This window comes from Sphingomonas sp. H160509 (assembly GCF_024124765.2).
In the GTDB taxonomy this organism is placed as follows: domain Bacteria; phylum Pseudomonadota; class Alphaproteobacteria; order Sphingomonadales; family Sphingomonadaceae; genus Sphingomonas.
Map to the genome: position 1 here is coordinate 3274217 of NZ_JAMXSR020000002.1, position 20020 is coordinate 3294236.

Here is a 20020-nt window from a genome sequence, read left to right on the forward strand (position 1 = left end):
TCTTGTCGAGCGACGAGCGCATCCGCTGGCGGTTCGCGAGCCCGGTGAGCCCGTCGAACAGCGCCAGCCGCGTGATCTCGGCTTCCGACTTGCGTTGTTCGGTCAGGTCACGGCCCGAGCCGATGAAACCCTGGAAGCGCCCGAGGTCGTCGACCACCGGCCTTCCCGAGATCGACCACCAGCGTTCGCAATCGGGCGAGGTCGCGGCGCACACCGAATAGTCCGAGAACGACGTGCGCGAGGCGATGTGGAAGGCGAGCGTCCGTTCGGTTCCGGGCGCGTCGTTGTCCATGCGGAACAGGTCGGTAAGCGGTTGCCCGACCGCGTCGTCGGCGAGCCCGAGTTCGTCGGTCACCTTGGCGGAAAGGTAGGTCAGGCGGCCCTGCCGGTCGGCTTCCCAGAACCAGCCGGTACCCTGGTCCTCGAATTCGGCGACCATCCGGATCGCGAGCCGGCCTTCGTTCGCGTTCTCGGCGTGGTGCAGTTCCTGCGCGACGTCGATCCGCGCGAGGCGGTGCGCGACGAACCCCAGGCTGCCGAGGAATACAATCGCGATCAGCAGCGGCATACCGATCCCCCGCACATATCGCGAGCATCACGACGACCCCGACGCCTAGGCCGAGGGTCGCGGCGCGGACTGCATGGACGCTGACCGCGGTCACCGCGATCATCCCCAGCACCGCGACGCAGCAGGCGAGTTGCAGCGACCCCGACGGCGCGCGCGCGACCGTCCACAGTAGTGACAGGGACAGCGCTGCGACCCCCCGCGACCCCGACGGTAAGCGCGCGGTTGCGCTTATAGGCGGGCCATTCGCGTAATCCCGGTAGCCGCAACACCCCGAACACACCTGCGGACAGCGCCACCAGGATCGCGGCATGGACGCCGATCGACGGGACGATGGTGCCAAGACCGGCGGCAGGCGGCGCGATCAGCGCAAGCGCGACGAGGAGGGCGCAGCCGACCATCTGCGTGGCGATCGCGATCGGCCATGTTTCCGCGACCTGCGCGAGCTTGCGATCTAGGAGTTCGGCAACCTGTTCGCGCGAATCCTCGCCAAGCCCGAACACGGCGGGGGGCTGGCGATCGATCGCGCGCGCGGCGATCCGCGACGGGGAAGGGGAGCGTACATCCAACCGTTCTGACTGGAATATCTTGCTGATACGGTAAGATTGGTGGGACGCGAAAAAACTTCGTCTGCTCAGTGCGTTATAAAGGCGGAGGGAACGGAGTTGCGTCTGGCTTTTCCGTTCCCTCCGACGCGTCAGTCCGTTTCCGGTCGCGGTGCGCCGCTCATCGTCACCGGTTGTGGCCCGCCGGCGGTGGCTTCGAGCGTCGAGTCACCGCCCAGTACGCGGTACAGCGTCACGCGGTTGCTCGCGCCGACGAGCTGCGTCGCGACGAGGTTGCGCTGTGCGGTGTAGAGCGAACGTTGCGCGTCGAGCGAGTTCAGGAACGTGTCGATCCCACCGCGATAACGCGCATCGGACAAGCGGTAGGTATCGAGGGGCGGCTTCGGAGAAGTTCTGGTTTGCCTTCAACTGGTCCGCGATCGTGCCCTGGCGTGCGAGCGCGTCGGCGGTTTCCTGGAACGCGGTCTGGATCGTCTTCTCGTAGGTCGCGAGCGCGGCGTCGCGTTGCGCCTTCGAATAGGCGACCCCGGCGATCCCGGCACCGGCGCGGAAGATCGGGTAGCTGACCGAGGGCGCGACCGAATAGTTGAACGCGCCACCGCTGAACAGCGAGGTGAGCGACGTGCTGGCGAACCCGAGGATACCGGTCAGCGAGATCTTCGGGAACAGTTCCGCGCGTGCTGCGCCGATCTCGGCGTTGGTGGCGCGGAGCTGGTATTCGGACTCGACGACGTCCGGACGGCGCAGGAGGATGCTGCTGTCGAGCCCGGCCGGCAGCGTGGCGACGGTCGGCAGCGCCTGCTCGATCGACGTGGGCAACAGGCTGGCGTCGACCGGCGCGCCGACGAGCAGTTGTAGCGCGTTGACGTCCTGCGCGAGCGCGGTGCGTTGCTGTGCGAGGTCGGACTGCGCGGTGAACAGAATCTGTTGCGCCTGGCGAAGATCGGTGCGCGGGGCGACGCCGCCGCGCAGCCGCGCGTTGGTCAGCGTGACGCTGCGCTGCGAACTCGTGACGGTGTCCTGCGCGATCTTTAGCAGGCTCTGGTCCGACGCGTAGGTGAGCCACGCATCGGCGATGTCGCCGACCAGCGTCAGGCGGGTGCCGCGCGCGGCGGCTTCGGTGGCGAAATAGCGATCGAGCGCGGCGCTGGTGAGCGAGCGGATGCGACCGAACAGGTCGAGCTCGAACGCGGTGGTGCCAAGGTCGACCGAGAAGGCGCTGTTCGAGCTCGACGAGCTGACCACCGAGCCGGTGCCCGTGCCTGTTCCGCCCGTACCGACGCCGCCCGTACCGACGCCGCCCGTACCGACGCCCCCCGTGCCTGTGCCGGTTCCAGTTCCAGTCCCGGTTCCAGTATTGCCGGCGCCCGTCCCAGTCCCGGTATTACCGCCCGTTCCGCTCGTAACGGTGTTGCGGGTACCCCTGCCGCCGCCCGAATAACTGTAGCGGCCGCTGGCATCGACCTGCGGCAACAGGTCGGCACGCTGGATGCGGTATTGCGCGCGGGTCGACGCGATGTTGGCGGCGGCGACGCGGAGATCGCGGTTGTTGGCGAGCGCCTGGACGATGATCTGCTGGAGCCGCGGGTCCTTGAAGACGTCGCGGTAGGTAATCACGGGCAACGCCGCCTCGGACTGGCGCAGATACGCGTCGCCGACCGGGAGCGACGGCGGGACGGGGAGTTCGGTCCGCGCATATTTGGGCGCGAGCGAGCAGCCGGCGAGCGCGGTCGACGCGGCGAGGATCAGGACTAGCGAGCGCATTATGCGGGCTCCGGCCGGTGAGGGCCCTGTGGTTCGGGTGGTCCGAGCGGTTCGTTGTGATCGCCGTCATGGTCGTCATGACCCTGGAAGCCGGTCGGCTTGCCCCGCAGCTTGGCGATGCCGTCACGCGCGCCGCGGCGGACGAGGACGAAGAACAGCGGGATGTAGAAGATCGCGAGGATCGTCGCGGTCAGCATGCCGCCGACCACTGCGGTGCCGATCGCGATGCGGCTGTTCGCACCAGCACCGGTCGACAGCGCGAGCGGCAACACGCCGAGGATGAATGCGAACGACGTCATCAGGATCGGGCGCAACCGGATCTTCGCCGCGGACAGCGCCGCCTCGATGACGCGCTTGCCCTTCTTTTCCTCCTGCTCGGCGAACTCGATCATCAGGATGGCGTTCTTCGCCGCAAGCCCCATCGTCGTCAGCAGGCCGATCTGGAGATAGACGTCGTTGATGAGGCCTCGCAGCGTCACCGCGAGGATCGCGCCGACGAGGCCCAACGGGATCACCAGCAGCACCGCGATCGGGATCGACCAGCTTTCGTACAGCGCGGCGAGGCACAGGAACACAACCAGCAGCGACAGGCCGTAGAGGGATCGGTGCCTGACCCGAGGACAGGCGTTCCTGATACGACAGGCCCGACCATGCGACCGAGGTGCCAGGGATCTGCCCCGCAAGCTCGGCAATCCGGTTCATCGCGTCGCCCGAGCTGACACCCGGCGCGCCCGACCCCTGGATCTCGTACGAGGCGATGCCGTTGAAGCGCGACAGCGTCGTCGGTGCCTGGCCCCAACTCGTCTTCGCGAACGACGAGAACGGCGCCATCTGGCCGTTCGATCCGCGCACGAACCACTGGCTCAGGTCGGACGGCTGCGCGCGGAACTGCGCGTCGCCCTGGACATAGACACGCTTGACGCGGCCACGGTCGATGAAGTCGTTGACGTACTGGCCACCCCAGGCGGTCGACAGCGTCGAGTTCACGTTCGCCTGGGTAAGGCCGAGCGTCGACAGCTTCTGCTGGTCGGCATCGACGCGCAAGGTGGCGACGTCGGGCAGTTCGGTGAGGCGGATCGCGGTCAGCGACGAGTCGGCGCGGGCGAGCGCGAGCAGCTTGTCGCGCGCCGCGTTGAACTCGACCTGGCTGAGCCCGCCTGCGTTCTGCAGCTCCATCGTGAAGCCGTTCGACGAACCAAGACCGCGCACGGCCGGTGGCACCAGCGAATAGACCTGCGCGTCACGGAAGCCGGCAAACGCCTTCGACGCGCGACCGGTAATCGCCTCCGCGGTGTTTTCCTTGCCCTTGCGATCGTCCCACGGCGCGAACGCGATGAAGCCTTGCCCCGTATTCTGGCCGCTCGCACCACCGCCACCACCACCGCTGACGGTGAACATCGTGCGGACGTTGGCCTTCTCGTTGGTGTAGTAATATTGCTCGATCTGCTTCTGCAGCGCGAAGGTGCGGCCTTGTGTGGCGCCGGCGGGAAGCTGGAACTGGACGATGCCCGAGCCCTGGTCCTCGGTCGGCAGGAAGCCCGTCGGCAGCCGCAGGAACAGCACCGCGAGCACCGCGACGATCACCGCATAGACCAGCAGGAACAGCCATTTGCGGTCGATCACCGACTGCACCGCACTGGTGTATTTCTGCGTGCCCTTCTCGAACCCGCTGTTGAACTTGTCGCCCGCGCGCGTGAAGACATGCGCGACCTTGGGGAATTTGCGTTCGCCCCAGCTCTTCTCGTGGTTGCCCTCCGCGTCCTTCTTCTTCTGCTTGAGCAACGTCGCGGTGAGCGCGGGGGGAGAGGATCAGCGCGACCAGCACCGACAGGACCATCGCCGACACCATCGTCAGCGAGAACTGACGGTAGATTACGCCGGTCGAGCCACCGAAGAACGCCATCGGCAGGAACACCGCCGACAGCACGAGCGCGATCGCGACCAAGGCGACGGTGATCTCGTTCATCGACTCGATCGTCGCCTCCCGAGGCGTCATCTCGGGATTTTCCTCCATCAGTCGCTCGACGTTCTCGACCACGACGATCGCGTCATCGACCAGCAGGCCGATCGCGAGCACGAGCCCGAACAGCGTCAACGTGTTGATCGAGAAGCCCGCGAGATAGAATACGCCGAACGTGCCGAGCAGCACGACCGGGACCGCGATCGTCGGGATCAGCGTCGCGCGCCAGCTTTGCAGGAACACGAACATCACGATGACGACGAGGATGACGGCTTCGATCAGCGTCTTCACGACCTCGTCGATCGACAGCTTGATGAAGTCCGTCGTGTCGTTGGCGTAGGCGAATTTCAGCCCGGGCGGGAAGCTCTTGGCGGACTTGGCGACGAACGCCTTGACCAGCTCGGCGGTCTTGAGCGCGTCGGCGCCCGGAGCGAGCAGCACGGCGATACCGGCGCCGGGATGCGCGTTGACGCGGCTGCGCGCGTTATAGTTCTCCGCGCCCAGCTCGATCCGGGCGACGTCGCGCAGCTTGACCACCGCACTGTCGTTGGTCGTCTTCAGGATGATGTTGGCGAACTGCTCGGGCGTCTGGAGGCGCGACTGCGCGGTAACGGTCGCGTTGAGCATCTGCGTGTCGGGCTGGGGTTGCCCGCCGAGCTCGCCGGCCGCGACTTCGGTGTTCTGCGCCTGGATCGCGGTGGTCACGTCGCTCGGGATCAGCTGGTAGCTGGCAAGCTTGTTCGGGTTCAGCCAGATCCGCATCGCGTATTGTGCGCCGAACACGTTGCTGTCGCCGATCCCGGGAATACGCCCGAGCGGGTCTTGCAGGTTCGAGACGAGATAGTCCGAGACGTCCTGGTTGGTCAGCTTGTCGGTCTCGTCATAGACGCCGACGATCAGGAGGTTGTCCGGATTCGATTTGCGGACGACGAGACCCTGCTGCTGGACCTGTTGCGGCAGGCGGGACAGCGTCTGCTGAACCTGGTTCTGGACCTGGACCTGCGCGATATCGGGATCGGTGCCCTTCTCGAACGTCACCGTGATGTTCACCGAGCCGCGCGACGACGAGGACGAGCTGAAATAGATCAGCCCGTCGATGCCGGTCAGCGACTGCTCGACGACCTGCGTGACGCTGTTCTGGATCGTCTGAGCGTTCGCGCCGGGGAAGGACGCGCGGACGGTCACCTGCGGCGGTGCGACGTCGGGGTACTGCGCGATCGGCAGGCTCATGATCGCGCCGATGCCGCCAAGCATCACGATGATCGCGAGCACCCAGGCGAAGATCGGGCGATCGATGAAGACACGGGATAACATAAGGTCTTAGCCGGCCTTTTTCTGGCTGGACTGGCCGCCTGAGGAGTCGTCCTTGGGCGCTTCGATCTTCTGCGCGGTGTTTTCCGGCACCGGCTTCACGCCCTGATTCGGCGCGATCTTCGACAGGCCCTGCGTGATGATCTTGTCGCCGGGGTTGAGCCCGCTGGTGACCACCCAGAACGCGCCCTGCGTGCGGTCCGCCTTGATCTTCTTCTGTACCGCCTTGTTGTTCGAATCGACGACGTAGACCGTGGCATTGCCCTTCGCGTCGCGCGACACGCCCGCCTGCGGCACGAGGAACGCGCGCTGGTTGATCGCCTGCGCGAACTTGGCCTGGACGAACATGCCGGGCAACAGCAGCCCCTGCGGATTGGGGAAGCGCGCGCGCAGCGTCACGGTGCCGGTCTCGGTATTGACCAGCGCTTCGGCGAACTCGACCGTGCCGGTGGCGCCATATTCGCTGCCGTCCTCGAGCGTCAGGCGGACTTCGGCGCGGGTCGCGACGATGCCGTTCTGGCCGAGCGAGCGGCGCAGCGCGAGCAGGTCGCCGGACGACTGCTGGATGTCGACGAACATCGGATCGAGTCGCTGGATCTGCGCGAGCGGATCGGTCTGCGTCGCCGAGACGAGCGCGCCGACGGTGAACAGCGATCGGCCGATGCGCCCGGTGATCGGTGCGGGGACCGTCGTGAACTTGAGGTTGATCTGCGCCGTTTCGAGCGCGGCGCGCGTCTGCGCGACCGAGGCGGTGGCCTGGCGCGAAGTGGCGACCGCGTTGGTGTAATCCTGCTTGCTGATCGCCTCCATCTCGGCGAGCGGCTTGTAGCGCTGTGCGAGGATGGTCTGCGCCTGCTGGTTGGCGCGCGCGCTCTGCAGGTTGGCCTGCGCCTCGTTGGCGGCGGCCCGATAGAGGCGCGGGTCGATCTCGTAGAGCGGCTGGCCCTTCTTGACGAGCGTACCCTCGGTGAAGAACCGCCGGCGGATGATCCCGGTGACCTGAGGGCGGACGTCCGAGCTCTCGAACGCGGTGGTGCGGCCGCTGAGTTCGGTGGTCATCGCGACGCTGGTCGGCTGGACGACGACGTAGCCGACGGTCGGCGTGCCTTGGCCCGGTTGACCGCCGCGGCCTGCCTTGCCCTGGGCCTTGTCGTCGCCGCCGGAGCAGGCCGCGAGCGCCAGTGCTGGCACCAGCAGGATGGCGCACTGCCGCGCAGAAAATCGTGTGGCTATCAAGTTTGGTATCCGCTCGCGATCGGTGGTGGCAGCTGTTGGTCGGCCTAAACCACGAGGATGTACCAGAAGTATGTCAGTTGAAAAGCGGGGGTGAGAAATAGGGAAGAAAGAGTAACCTGTTTGATCGTGAGGGGTGTTTTGTGCGACGTGACGCCCGCCAACGTCCCAAGAATTGTTTCCCCGCGAAGGCGGGGACCCAGACTGGGCTCCCGCCTTCGCGGGAGAACAAGGAGGAGTGCGCTCCTGTAATCCCATGCAGCACCCAGGATGAACATCGTACCACCCCGGCGGAGGCCGGGGCCCAGTTGGGTGACGGTGCTAACGGAGCGCGGTCCGTCGATACTGCGACCTTTCCAGCTGGGCCCCGGCCTCCGCCGGGGTGGTGCTTCTTGTGCGGGTCCTCCAAACTAAATCCTCTGGGATGTGTTCAAGCGTGAATGCCGGAACAAGCCCGGCATGACGGAAGGGTGGGCCGATGGCTTCGATCGACGACGACAAGCAAGCCGCAGCGGTTGCTGCCGTGGCGGAAGTTCAAGACGGGATGCTCGTGGGACTCGGCACCGGATCCACTGCGGCGTTCGCAATCCAGGCGCTCGGCGACCGGGTCGCCGAAGGCCTGCAAATCCACGCCGTCGTCACCTCCGAAGCCTCCGGCAAACTCGCCCGCGAACTCGGCATCGAGATCCTCGACTTCGCCACCATCGCCCAAGTCGACCTAACCATAGACGGCGCAGACGAGATCGACTCGCGCTGTTTCGCCATCAAAGGCGCAGGCGGGGCGATGTTGCGGGAAAAGATCGTCGCCGCAGCCTCGGCACGGATGGTCGTGATCGCCGACGGTTCCAAGCGCGTCGACCGGATCGGCGCCGCCAAGCTGCCGGTCGAGGTGCTACCGTTCGCCATCGCCTATGTAATGCGTGTGCTGACAGACATGGCCGCCGCCCCAAAGATCCGCGACAACTACCGGACGGACCAAGGCAATCTCGTCATCGACTGCCACTTCGCGACCCTCGACGATCCCCGCGCAACCGCCGTCACGCTCGCCGCGATCCCCCGGCATTCTCGGCCACGGGCTATTCCTCGACGAGGTCGATGCCGCATATATTGCAACGAACGACGTCGTTACGCGACTGGAACGGATGGGTGCATCCGACTAAAGGCATCCTATGTTGGCAACCAGATCGGATGCGCGGCGTTCGGTCACCGTCTAGAGCGAGGCTTCTTCCATGACCGATACCGCAACCGCCCCCACCAAGGCGGACCCTATGCTGCACGAGGACGGCTCACCCGAGCGTCTGGCGATCGATACCATCCGCACGCTGTCGATGGACGCGGTGCAGAAGGCCAATTCGGGCCATCCCGGCACCCCCATGGCGCTCGCGCCGGTCGGCTACACGCTCTGGTCGAAGTTTCTGCGCTATGATCCCAAGCACGCTGACTGGCCCAATCGCGACCGTTTCGTTCTGTCGGTCGGCCATGCGTCGATGCTGCTCTATTCGCTGATCCACCTTGCCAAGATCGAAGAGATCGACGCGGACGGCAACAAGACCGGCAAGGAGGCCGTCAGCCTCGCCGATATCGAGCAGTTCCGCCAGCTGTCGTCGAAGACGCCGGGTCACCCCGAATATCGCCACACCACCGGCGTCGAGACCACGACGGGTCCACTCGGTCAGGGTTGCGGCAACTCGGTCGGCATGGCGATCGCCGAGCGCTGGCTCGCGGCGCGCTACAACAAGGACGGCTTCACGCTGTTCGACCATGACGTCTACACTATCTGTGGCGACGGCGACATGATGGAGGGCGTCTCGTCCGAGGCGGCGAGCCTCGCCGGCCACCTGAAGCTCAGCAACCTGTGCTGGATCTACGACAGCAACCACATCTCGATCGAGGGCGCGACCGATCTCGCGTTCGACGAGGATGTCGGCCTGCGCTTCGACGCCTATGGCTGGAACGTCATCCACATCGACGATGCGAACGACACCGCCGCGCTGAGCCGCGCGATCGAGACGTTCAAAGCGACCACCGACAAGCCTACCTTCATCGTCGTGCATTCGGTGATCGGCTACGGCAGCCCCAAGGCGGGCAGCGAGAAGGCGCACGGCGAGCCGCTCGGCGAGGAGAATATCCGCCTCACCAAGCAGGCGTACGGTTGGCCGGAGGACAAGTCGTTCTACGTGCCGGACGGCGTGATCGAGCATTTCAACGGTGCGATCGCCGAGCGTGGCGCGAAGCTGCGTGACGAGTGGGTGGCGCTGACCGACAAGTATCGCGGTGCCTATCCCGAACTGTCCGCCGAGCTCGACCTGCTGCTCAAGGACGAGTTGCCCGAAGGTTGGGATGCTGACATCCCGACCTTCGAGGCGGATGCCAAGGGCGTCGCCAGTCGTGACTCGGGCGGCAAGGTGCTCAACGCGATCGCCGCCAAGGTGCCGTGGCTTATCGGTGGTTCGGCTGATCTCGCGCCGTCGACCAAGACCGATATCAAGGGCCAGCCCTCGTTCGAGGCGGAGAATTACGCCGGCCGGAACTTCCACTTCGGCATCCGCGAACATGGCATGGGCGCGATCGTCAACGGCATGGCGCTGTCGCATCTGCGTTCGTACGGCTCCACCTTCCTGGTGTTCGCGGACTACATGCGCGCACCGGTGCGCCTGTCCGCAATCATGGAAGTCGGCGCGATCTGGGTGTTCACGCATGACTCGATCGGCGTCGGCGAGGACGGCCCGACGCACCAGCCGATCGAACATCTCGCCACGCTGCGCGCGATCCCCGGCCTCGACACGATCCGTCCGAGCGACGCGAACGAAGTCGTCGCGGCGTGGAAGGCGGTCCTCAAGGACGCCAGCACGCCGGCTGCGCTGATCATGTCGCGCCAGGCCCTGCCGACGCTCGACCGGACCAAGTACGCAAGCGCCGATGGGCTCGAGAAGGGCGGCTATGTCCTCGCGGATAGCGACGGCACGCCCGAGGTGATCCTGATCGCGACCGGCAGCGAAGTGTCGCTGGTCGTCGAGGCGCACGAGAAGCTGACCGCGGACGGCGTGAAGAGCCGGGTCGTGTCGATGCCCAGCTGGTATCGTTACGAACTGCAGGACGCCGCGTACAAGGGAAAGCGTGTTGCCACGCGACGTGCGGGCGCGCGTTGCGGTCGAGATGGCCGGGTCGATCGGTTGGGACCGCTATGTCGGGCTCGACGGTGCGACCGTGACGATGTCGACCTTCGGGGCTTCGGCACCGCTCGCCAAGCTGCAGGACAAGTTCGGGTTCACCGTCGACAATGTCGTCAAGGTCGCCCGCCAAGTGATGGAGACCAAGTGATGGGTGCGCTCAACGATCTCGAAGGCTTCGGCCAGGCGGTGTGGCTCGATTTCGTCGATCGGAAGTTCCTGGAGGCCGGTGGTCTCCAGAAGCTGGTCGACGAGGACGGCTTGACCGGCGTCACGTCCAACCCGTCGATCTTTGAAAAGGCGATGGGTCACGGCGATGCGTACGACTCGACGCTCGCCGAGTACGACAAGCAGCATGCCGGCGCGGCGACGATCGACCGCTACGAGCATCTGGCGATCCAGGACATCAAGGCGGCGGCGGAGACGTTGAAGCCGGTCTATGACAAGCTCGACGCGAAGGACGGCTATGTCAGCCTTGAGGTGTCGCCGTACATCTCGGACGATACCGACGCGACGATCGCCGAGGCAAAGAAGCTGTGGGCGGCGGTCGACCGGCCGAACCTGATGATCAAGATCCCGGGGACGCTCGCGGGCGGTCCGGCGATCTCGTCGACGATCGCGAGCGGGATCAACGTCAACGTCACGCTGCTGTTCGCGCTCGACGCATACATTCGCGTCGCCGAGGCGTATGCTGCGGGTCTGGAAGAGCGCGTCAAGCAGGGGCAGCCGATCGACAAGATCGCCAGCGTCGCGAGCTTCTTCGTCAGCCGTATCGATTCGTCGATCGACAAGGAGATCGATGCACGCCTGGAGAAGGGCGATGCCGAGGCCGAGGCGCTGAAGGCGGTCCGTGGCAAGGTCGCGATCGCCAACGCGAAGATGGCGTATCAATGGTATCTCGACTTCCTGAAGTCGGACCGCTGGCAGGCTCTCGCCGCCAGGGGCGCGCAGCCGCAGCGCCTACTGTGGGCGTCGACCGGCGTGAAGGACCCGAGCTATCCCGACACGCTCTACATCGACACGCTGATCGGCAAGGACACCGTCAACACGATGCCGCCGAAGACGATGGACGCGTTCCGCGACCACGGCACCGCGGCAGAGACGATTACGCAGGACGTCGAGGGCGCGAAGCATACGCTCGCCGAAGCCGAGCGCTTGGGTCTCGACCTCAATGGCGTGACCGGTAAGCTGGTCGAGGAGGGCGTCGCGTCGTTCGTGAAGGCGTTCGACGATCTACTCGGCTCGATCGCCAAGAAGCAGCCCGCGACGGCGTAACCAACTGCTCCCTCTCCCCTCCGGGGAGAGGGGCTGGGGTGAGGGGCGCCGCGAGCGCTGCCCTCCCCAACTGCCCCTCACCCCAACCCTCTCCCCGGCGGGGGAGAGGGGGTAAGCAAGGATTTTACCATGAAGATCGGACTGATCGGCCTCGGCCGGATGGGCGGCAACATCGCGCGCCGGTTGATGAAGAACGGCCACGAAGTCGTCGCGTTCGACCGCGACGCCGAAGCCGTGAAGAAGCTCGCCGCCGATGGCGCGATCGGGGCGGACTCGCTCGACGACATGCACGCCAAGCTCGACACCCCGGCGATCTGGTGGGTCATGGTCCCGGCCGGCGAGCCGACCGAGAGCACCGTCCAGGCGATCGCCGCGAAGTCGAATTCGGGCGACATCATCATTGATGGCGGCAACAGCTTCTACAAGGACGACGTCCGCCGCGCGAAGGAACTGGCCGAAAAGGGCATCCACTATGTCGACGTCGGCACGTCGGGCGGCGTGTGGGGCCTGGAGCGCGGCTATTGCATGATGATCGGCGGCGACAAGGGAGACGGTCGATTTGCTCGATCCCATCTTCGAGACGCTCGCACCAGGCATGGGGACGATCGTCCGCACGCCGGGCCGCGTCGAAGGCCAGGCCGATCCGCGCGCCGAGAAGGGCTATATCCACGCAGGCCCCTCGGGCGCCGGGCACTTTGTGAAGATGGTCCATAACGGCATCGAGTACGGCCTGATGCAGGCCTATGCGGAGGGCTTCGACATCCTGAAGGGGAAGTCGGGCGAGCATGTCGTCGAGGAAGAGCGCTTCGACATTAACCTGACCGACGTCGCCGAAGTCTGGCGTCGCGGCAGCGTGATCTCGTCGTGGCTGCTCGACCTGTCGGCGATCGCGCTGGCAAAGGACGGCACGCTCGAAGGGTTCAGCGGCAGCGTCGCGGACTCGGGCGAGGGTCAGTGGACGATCGACGCGGCGATGGAGGAGAAGGTGCCCGCCAACGTGCTGAGCGCGGCGTTGTATGCGCGCTATCGCAGCCGCGTCGAGCATACGTTCGGCGACAAGCTGTTGTCGGCGATGCGCTATGGCTTTGGCGGTCATGTCGAGATGCCCCAGTGAGCGGTGGCATGAGCGATATCAAGCTCCTCGTCTCCGATGTCGACGGCACGCTCGTCGACAAGGAGAAGAAGGTCACGCCCGCGACCGTCGACGCGGTCAAGCGGCTGAAGGCGGCGGGCCTCGGCTTCACGATCATCAGCGCGCGGCCGCGCTCGGGGATGATGCCGATCGCGGACCTGCTCGGCATCGACGAGCCGATGGGCGCGTTCAACGGCGGGATCGTGTTCAAGCGCGACGGTACCGTGATCGAGCACCACATGATCGACGTCGATGTCGTGCGCGGCGCGATGGAGATCATCGGTGACGCGCCGGTCGACACGTGGTTCTTCGCAGACGATGTCTGGTACGCCAGTACCGACCAGGGCGGCCATGTCGGCAGCGAGAAGAAAGCCTCCGCGCAGGACCCGGTGATCGTCTCCGACTTCACCGACCTGCTCGCCAAGGCGGACAAGGTGACCTTCGTCAGCGATGACGAGAATCTGTTGCGCGACCTGCATGCGAAGGTCGCCGCGAAGTTCGATACGCAGGCGACGATCGTCCAGTCGCAGACCTATTATCTCGACATCACGCCCGTCGCCGGGAACAAGGGCAGCGGGATCGAGGAACTGGCGGATGCGTTCGGCATCAGCTTGACGCAGACCGCGGCGATCGGCGATCAGGCCAACGATATCGCGATGCTCAAGCGCGCCAAGCTGGCGATCGCGATGGGCAATGCGCCACAGACTGTCCGCGACGTCGCGCACGAGATCACCAGCGCGAACGATGCCGACGGCGTCGCGCACGCGATCGACACCTTCATCCTTACCGGAGTTTCCGCATGAAAGACCTCGTTGCCTTCGACCTCGACGGAACGCTGGCCGAGAGCAAGCAGCCCTTGCAGGCGCCGATGGGCGAGGCGCTGGCGAACCTGCTAGACGTCGCGCATGTCGCGGTGATCTCGGGCGGCGACTGGCCGCAGTTCGAGAAGCAGGTCGCATCGCGCCTGCCCGAGCGCGCGGATCGCACCAAGCTGTGGCTGATGCCGACGACGGGGACCAAGCTGTACCGGTTCGATGGCGAATGGCGCGCGGTGTATGCCGAGCTGTTCGAGGAGGACGAGAAGCAGAAGATCTTGCACGCGTTCGACGAGTCGCTCGAGGCTACCGGGTTCGTGCCGGAGAAGACCTGGGGCGAGCGGATCGAGGATCGGGGCAGCCAGATCACGTTCTCCGCGCTCGGCCAGGAAGCGCCGATCGATGCCAAGCACAGCTGGGATCCCGACTTCGCCAAGCGGAAAGTGATCCAGGCGGACTTGCAGAAGCGCCTGCCGGGGCTGTCGATCAACATGGGCGGCGCGACTTCGATCGACATCACGCGTGAGGGTGTCGACAAGGCGTACGGGCTGAAGAAGCTCAACGAGGCGAGCGGCATCGCGCTCGACAAGATGATGTTCATCGGCGACGCGATCTTCCCGGGCGGGAATGATTATCCGGCGGAGCAGCTCGGGCTCGACGTCGTGAAGGTGAAGAACGTCGACGGCACGCTGGCGGCGATCGCCGGGATCGTCGCGTGTTTGAAGTAAGGGCATGAGCGTCGCCTTCCGTCGCGAGAGTGACGAGGAACATCTCGAACCCAAGTTCGAACAGCCGATCGCGCCGGGGCCTAATCTGGTCACGGCGCGGGGGTTGCGGTTGCTCGGCGAGCGGGTGACCGAGATCGAGGCTGCGGTTGCGGCTGAGACGGACGAGGAGGCGCGCAAGCTGTTGCTGCGCGACCTGCGGTATTGGCACACGCGCCAGACGACCGCCGAACTCGCGCCTTCGTCGGACGAGGACGAGGTCGGCATCGGTTCTCGCGTCCGGGTTCGGATGAACGGGGTTGAGCGGGTTATTTCGATCGTCGGTGGTGACGAGGCGGAGCCCGGCGAGGACCGGCTGGCTTTCTCGGCACCGTTGGCGCGTGCGCTGATGGGCGCGGCGGTTGGCGAGGCGGTCGCGTTCGCGGACAAGCCGGACGCGATCGAGGTTCTGGCGATCGACAAGGATGACGGCTGATGGCTGAAGCGAAATTCGAACGGCATCGTCAGGCGTGGACGCAGGACGAGATCCAGAAGCTGCATACGCTGGCGAAGAAGGGCATGGCGTTGAAGGCGATCGCCAAGGCGCTGACTCGGAGCGAGGAGTCGGTGAAGGTTCGGGCGAAGGAAGACTCGCTGAATATTGCGAAGCTGCGGTAATTTGTGGGTCCTGAGCCCTCTCCCCTCCGGGGAGAGGGTTGGGTGAGGGGCTGTTCCGAGCGGCGCACTGCTTGGCTGCCCCTCACCCCGACCCTCTCCCCCGGAGGGGAGAGGGAACAGAAGGGGGCTAGCGCTCGCTCCGCAATGCTCCACGGCGCCATCGGAGATTGTCACTCTTTCACAAGCCAGCATCTCAGGTGCCGCCACCCCGGCGAAGGCCGGGGCCCAGTTGGAAAGGTCGCTGTGACGAAGGGCGACCTGCGCCACTGCTTGCCCCCAACTGGGCCCCGGCCTTCGCCGGGGTGGGGCGACTTCCATGTGCCACCCGTCTAGGTGGCACAGCAGATCACCACCTATGTGGCACACCCCGAACACGCTACAGCTGCCACCCCTTCTTGTTCTCCCGCGAAGGCGGGAGCCCAGTCTGGGTCCCCGCCTTCGCGGGGAAACACTCTTGACTAGCGGCTCGCGCAACCAAGCCGCACGGAGCGACACTTGTCCGACTACGACGCGATAATCCTTGGTGCAGGCGCCGCCGGCCTCATGTGCGCCGCCGTCGCCGGCCAGCGCGGGCGAAAAATCCTGCTCGTCGATCACGCCGACCAGGCGGGTAGGAAAATCCTGATCTCCGGCGGTGGACGGTGCAACTTCACCAACGTCCACACCGCCGCCGACCGCTACATCTCCGCCAATCCGCATTTCGCCAAATCCGCGCTCGGCCGCTACACCGCGCAGGATTTCCTCGCGCTGGTCGAATCCTACGGCATCGCGTGGCACGAGAAGACGCTCGGCCAACTCTTTTTGCGACGGCTCCGCGAAGCAGATCGTCGAGATGCTCCTCGACGAATGCGACAAGGGCCGCGTCGACCTGTCGCTCGGCCGCGCGGTCACCGGAGTCGACCACGCAGACGGCCGCTACCGCGTATCGCTAGACGGCCGCACCGTCACCGCGCCCGCGCTGGTCATCGCTACCGGCGGCCCATCGATCCCGAAGATGGGCGCGACCGGGTTCGCCTATGATCTCGCGCGGCAGTTCGGCCTGAAGGTCGTCGAGCCACGCCCCGCACTCGTGCCGCTGACCCTGGGCGGGGACGAGATCCTGTTCCGCGAACTGTCCGGAGTTGCCGCCGAAGTCGTCGCCACTGCCGGCAAGACCGCATTCCGTGAGGCCGCGCTGTTCACGCATCGCGGCCTGTCCGGCCCGGCGATCCTGCAAGTGTCGTCCTATTGGCGCAACGGCCAGCCCGTCGGGATCGATTTCCTCCCCGATCGCGAGTCCGGCTGGCTCCCCGCCGCCAAGCGTACCACGCCGCGCGCGACTCTCCGAAAACTGCTCGGCAGCACGCTTCCGGACCGACTCGCGGAGACTTTGAGCGAGCGATTGGGCATGACGAGCGAGATTTCCACGCTCACCGACCGCAAGCTCCAGGACGCCGAACGCGCGCTAAGCCATTGGCAATTCACGCCAAACGGCTCCGAGGGCTACGCCAAGGCCGAGGTCACCGCGGGCGGAATCAGCACCGCGGAACTGTCATCGCAAACAATGCAAGCCAAACGCGTACCAATGCTGTATGCAGTCGGCGAAGCGGTCGATGTCACAGGGTGGCTCGGCGGCTACAACTTCCAATGGGCATGGGCGAGCGGGTGGGCCGCGGGTCAAGTCCTGTAGGGACCACCACGCCAGTGCCTTGCCGTTGCGTAAGCCGGCCACCAATTAGGACGTACATGCCTTTTACAAATATTCCGTCGCTTCTTTCCGAGGCGCTCGAAGCGCGCGGCTATACCGCGCTCACCCCCCGTCCAGGCTCATGTGATCGAGGACAATGCGATCGGTCGCGATCTCGTCGTGTCGGCGCAGACCGGCTCGGGCAAGACCGTCGCGTTCGGCTTGGCGATGGCCGGCGAACTGCTCGGTGACGCGGGCGAGGACGGCGTCCAGCGCCTACCCGCGCCGCACAAGCCGCTCGTCCTCTGCATCGCGCCGACTCGTGAGCTCGCGCTTCAGGTCAGCCGTGAGCTGATGTGGCTCTATGCCAAGGCGGGTGCGCGCATCTCGACCTGCGTCGGCGGGATGGACGCCTCGAAGGAGCGTCGTTCGCTTGCCCACGGCGCACATATCGTCGTTGGTACGCCTGGCCGTCTGCGCGATCACCTCGAGCGTGGCGCGCTCGACCTGTCGGCCCTCAAGGTCGCGGTGCTCGACGAGGCCGACGAGATGCTCGACATGGGTTTCCGCGAAGATCTCGAGCAGATCCTCGACGCGTCGCCCGAAGCGCGCCGTACGCTGCTGTTCTCGGCGACGATGCCGCGGCCGATCGTCGCACTCGCCAAGCGCTACCAGAAGGATGCGCTGCGGATTTCGACCGTCGGCGAGGATCGCGGTCATGGCGACATCTCGTACCAGGCCGTCACGGTCTCGCCGTCCGAGATCGAGCATGCGGTGATCAACCTGCTGCGCTTCCACGAGGCGGAGACGGCGATGCTGTTCTGCGCGACTCGTGACAACGTGCGCCATCTGCATGCGAGCTTGGTCGAGCGTGGCTTCGCTGCCGTCGCCCTGTCCGGCGAGCATTCGCAGAACGAGCGTAACGCGGCGCTTCAGGCTCTGCGTGACCGTCGTGCGCGCGTCTGCGTCGCCACCGACGTCGCTGCACGCGGTATCGATCTGCCGACGCTGTCGCTGGTCGTTCACGTCGAGCTGCCGCGCGATGCCGAGACGCTCCAGCATCGCTCGGGTCGTACCGGTCGTGCGGGCAAGAAGGGCACCGCCGTCCTGATCGTGCCGTTCCCGCGTCGCCGTCGCGTTGAGATGATGCTCCGTGGTGCGAAGATCAACGCGGAGTGGGTCAATGCCCCGACCGCGGAGGACATCCGCAAGAACGACCATGAGCGCCTGATCGGCATGCTGTTGCAGCCGGTCGAGGTCGAGGAGGAGGATCGCGCACTCGCCGTCCGCCTGATGGCCGAGAAGACGCCGGAGGATATCGCCGCCGCGCTGGTGCACATGCACCGCGCGACGATGCCGCAAGCCGAGGACCTGATTGACCAGAGCAAGCAGCCGACTCAGGACGAGCGTTCGCAGGGTCCGCGCGCGGGCTTCGAGGACACCGTCTGGTTCCGGATGGACATCGGTCGTCGCCAGAACGCCGATCCGCGCTGGATCCTGCCGCTGATCTGCCGTCGTGGGCACATCACCAAGTCGGAGATCGGGGCTATTCGCATTGGGCCGAACGAGACGGCGTTCGAGATTCCCCGCGCTGTGGCGTCGCGCTTCTCGGCGGCGATCCAGCGTACGGCGCAGGCTGGCGAGGAAGAGAGCGGCGTGGCGATCGAGGCGATGCAGGGTGCGCCCGAGAGCGGCGCTCGGCATGACGGCGGCGGCGGTGGTCGCAGCAATGCGAGCGGTCCACGCTCGACGTTGCACCGTGCGGCCCCGCGTGGTGGTCCGGCTCCTGCGCGGAAGCCCCCGTACCGCGGCAACCGCGAGCGCAGCTGAGCTAACGCGATCCTCCCCCGCAAGGGGGAGGTGTCGCCGAAGGTGACGGAGGGGGAGGATACGCGACAGATGTGGTGGATGCCTCCCCCTCCGTCAGGCTACGCCTGCCACCTCCCCCTGGCGGGGGGGATTGTGAATGACTGAAACCCCGACCCTCCGCATCCTCGTCGACGCTGACGCGTGCCCCGTCAAAGACGAGATCTACAAGGTAGCATGGCGCCACGAAGTCCCCGTGACGATCGTCGCCAACAGCCATTTCCGCATCCCGGTCCACCCGCTGATCTCGCGCGTCGTCGTCAGCGACGGGTTCGACGCCGCCGACGACTGGATCGCTGAGCAGGCCGATGCGAAGTCGGTCGTGATCACCGCCGACATCCTCCTCGCCGATCGCTGCGTGAAGGCCGGCGCGACCGTGCTCGCCAACACCGGCAAGCCGTTCACCACCAGCTCGATCGGCGGCGCCATCGCCACGCGTGCGATCATGGCCGACCTGCGCGCGGGCGGCGATATCATCGGCGGCCCCGCACCGTTCTCGAAAGCCGACCGGTCGAGCTTCCTCTCCGCACTCGATGCCGCGCTGGTCCGGCTGAAGCGCCGCTAGCCGGAGCGTAGACAGGGCGGCTGGCCCGTCGCTACACTCCCGCCACCGATCATGCGGCAGGGGAGAGACCAATGCAGTGGAAGATGTTGGCGGCGGCGGCGGCGGCGGCGGTTGTAGTTTCGGCCGGGGCGCCTGTCCTCGCACAGGTGGCACCCGCCGGGATATCCGACCGGTACATGGCGTGCCAGGCACGGGCTCGCGGCAACACGGTGCAGGGCGGTATCTGCGCGCAGACCGAAATGGCGTCGCAGGACGCGCGGCTGAACAAGGCCTATCAGCAGGTCATGCGGCAACTCGCGAGCCGACCTGCCCAACGTATCGCGCTGCGCGACGAACAGCGATCCTGGCTCAAGGCGCGCGACTATGAGTGCAAGATCGATGGAGAAACGATCGACACCGCCTGCCTCGTTACGAAAACCGCAACCCGCGCGAGCGAACTGGAACGTAAGATCCGCTTCTAACGGCATTCCGCGGGGGGCAGGGCTGCGAGCGCGCGCGGGCGGATCGAGCCCGGTCCGCTATCTTATCAGCCGTCGTTGCCAACAAGCGACCCAACCAAAAGGCTGCCCCCCAAGCGGTAACATCAGGTCCGAACGAAAATAGTGGCCGGCCAGACACACCTGTGGGCTTCCGGCAAACTGGCTAACCGTTCGCGCCAGCAGCCACGACTAGGGTGTGCGTAAGATGCTCAAACGCAAAGGATGCCAGCGGTAAGCTGAACTGATTGACCCATTTTGGGGCCATTGTAAG

12 protein-coding genes and 7 pseudogenes are annotated in these 20020 nt (G+C 65.9%); 14 read left to right on the forward strand and 5 right to left on the reverse strand.

Annotation, left to right across the window (positions count from 1 at the left end):
• Positions 1–2: 2 nt before the first annotated feature.
• Complete coding sequence (locus tag NHF48_RS17825) at positions 3–221, forward strand: hypothetical protein (protein ID WP_253071854.1); 219 nt, start codon at positions 3–5, stop codon at positions 219–221.
• Here NHF48_RS17825 and NHF48_RS17830 read toward each other — a convergent pair.
• The 5 genes and pseudogenes from NHF48_RS17830 to NHF48_RS17850 form a co-directional block, all read right to left on the reverse strand.
• Positions 152–568 (reverse strand): annotated as a pseudogene (locus tag NHF48_RS17830) (diguanylate cyclase); the annotation flags it as partial. The gene NHF48_RS17825 and the pseudogene NHF48_RS17830 sit on opposite strands and share 70 nt — an antisense overlap.
• Positions 556–1134, reverse strand: a complete 579-nt coding sequence (locus NHF48_RS17835; RefSeq protein WP_253071855.1) for a hypothetical protein — start codon at positions 1132–1134, stop codon at positions 556–558. The pseudogene NHF48_RS17830 and the gene NHF48_RS17835, both read right to left, overlap by 13 nt.
• A gap of 128 nt (positions 1135–1262) precedes the next feature.
• Positions 1263–2895: pseudogene (locus tag NHF48_RS17840) on the reverse strand (efflux transporter outer membrane subunit).
• Positions 2895–6169: pseudogene (locus NHF48_RS17845) on the reverse strand (multidrug efflux RND transporter permease subunit). Before NHF48_RS17845 ends, NHF48_RS17840 begins: the two co-directional pseudogenes overlap by 1 nt.
• Before the next feature lie 6 nt (positions 6170–6175).
• Complete coding sequence (locus NHF48_RS17850) at positions 6176–7399, reverse strand: efflux RND transporter periplasmic adaptor subunit (RefSeq protein WP_446741220.1); 1224 nt, start codon at positions 7397–7399, stop codon at positions 6176–6178.
• A 478-nt stretch (positions 7400–7877) separates the two neighbouring features.
• Here NHF48_RS17850 and rpiA point away from each other — a divergent pair, with 478 nt between their 5' ends.
• The 13 genes and pseudogenes from rpiA (at position 7878) to NHF48_RS17910 (ending at position 19731) form a co-directional block, all read left to right on the forward strand.
• The gene (rpiA, locus tag NHF48_RS26165) at positions 7878–8825 is read left to right on the forward strand and encodes a ribose-5-phosphate isomerase RpiA (protein ID WP_446741176.1); all 948 of its coding nucleotides are present in this window, start codon (positions 7878–7880) and stop codon (positions 8823–8825) included.
• Positions 8713–10720, forward strand: a pseudogene (gene tkt / locus NHF48_RS17860) (transketolase). The gene rpiA and the pseudogene tkt overlap by 113 nt, the downstream one beginning before the upstream one ends.
• Positions 10720–11844 (forward strand): transaldolase, encoded by a 1125-nt coding sequence (gene tal / locus NHF48_RS17865; protein WP_253071857.1) that lies wholly within the window; start codon positions 10720–10722, stop codon positions 11842–11844. Before tkt ends, tal begins: the two are co-directional and overlap by 1 nt.
• Positions 11845–11973: 129 nt before the next feature.
• Positions 11974–12958, forward strand: a pseudogene (gene gnd, locus NHF48_RS17870) (phosphogluconate dehydrogenase (NAD(+)-dependent, decarboxylating)).
• Between the two features lie 8 nt (positions 12959–12966).
• A complete protein-coding gene (locus tag NHF48_RS17875) occupies positions 12967–13779 on the forward strand; it encodes a Cof-type HAD-IIB family hydrolase (protein ID WP_253071858.1) in 813 nt (270 codons plus the stop codon).
• Complete coding sequence (locus NHF48_RS17880; protein ID WP_253071859.1) at positions 13776–14519, forward strand: HAD-IIB family hydrolase; 744 nt, start codon at positions 13776–13778, stop codon at positions 14517–14519. The genes NHF48_RS17875 and NHF48_RS17880 overlap by 4 nt, the downstream gene beginning before the upstream one ends.
• A gap of 4 nt (positions 14520–14523) precedes the next feature.
• On the forward strand, positions 14524–14991 hold the full coding sequence (locus NHF48_RS17885) for a GreA/GreB family elongation factor (protein WP_253071860.1): 468 nt from the start codon (positions 14524–14526) through the stop codon (positions 14989–14991).
• The gene (locus NHF48_RS17890) at positions 14991–15173 is read left to right on the forward strand and encodes a hypothetical protein (RefSeq protein ID WP_055881387.1); all 183 of its coding nucleotides are present in this window, start codon (positions 14991–14993) and stop codon (positions 15171–15173) included. The genes NHF48_RS17885 and NHF48_RS17890 overlap by 1 nt, the downstream gene beginning before the upstream one ends.
• Before the next feature lie 543 nt (positions 15174–15716).
• A pseudogene (locus tag NHF48_RS25355) lies at positions 15717–16004 on the forward strand (NAD(P)/FAD-dependent oxidoreductase); the annotation flags it as partial.
• A gap of 1 nt (position 16005) precedes the next feature.
• Entirely contained in the window at positions 16006–16842 is an 837-nt protein-coding gene (locus NHF48_RS17895; protein ID WP_342454686.1) for an NAD(P)/FAD-dependent oxidoreductase, read from the forward strand.
• 56 nt (positions 16843–16898) lie between these two features.
• Positions 16899–18669: pseudogene (locus tag NHF48_RS17900) on the forward strand (DEAD/DEAH box helicase).
• Positions 18670–18805: 136 nt separating this feature from the next.
• On the forward strand, positions 18806–19270 hold the full coding sequence (locus NHF48_RS17905; RefSeq protein WP_253071861.1) for a YaiI/YqxD family protein: 465 nt from the start codon (positions 18806–18808) through the stop codon (positions 19268–19270).
• A 71-nt stretch (positions 19271–19341) separates the two neighbouring features.
• Positions 19342–19731 (forward strand): lysozyme inhibitor LprI family protein, encoded by a 390-nt coding sequence (locus NHF48_RS17910; protein WP_253071862.1) that lies wholly within the window; start codon positions 19342–19344, stop codon positions 19729–19731.
• Positions 19732–20020 lie beyond the last annotated feature (289 nt).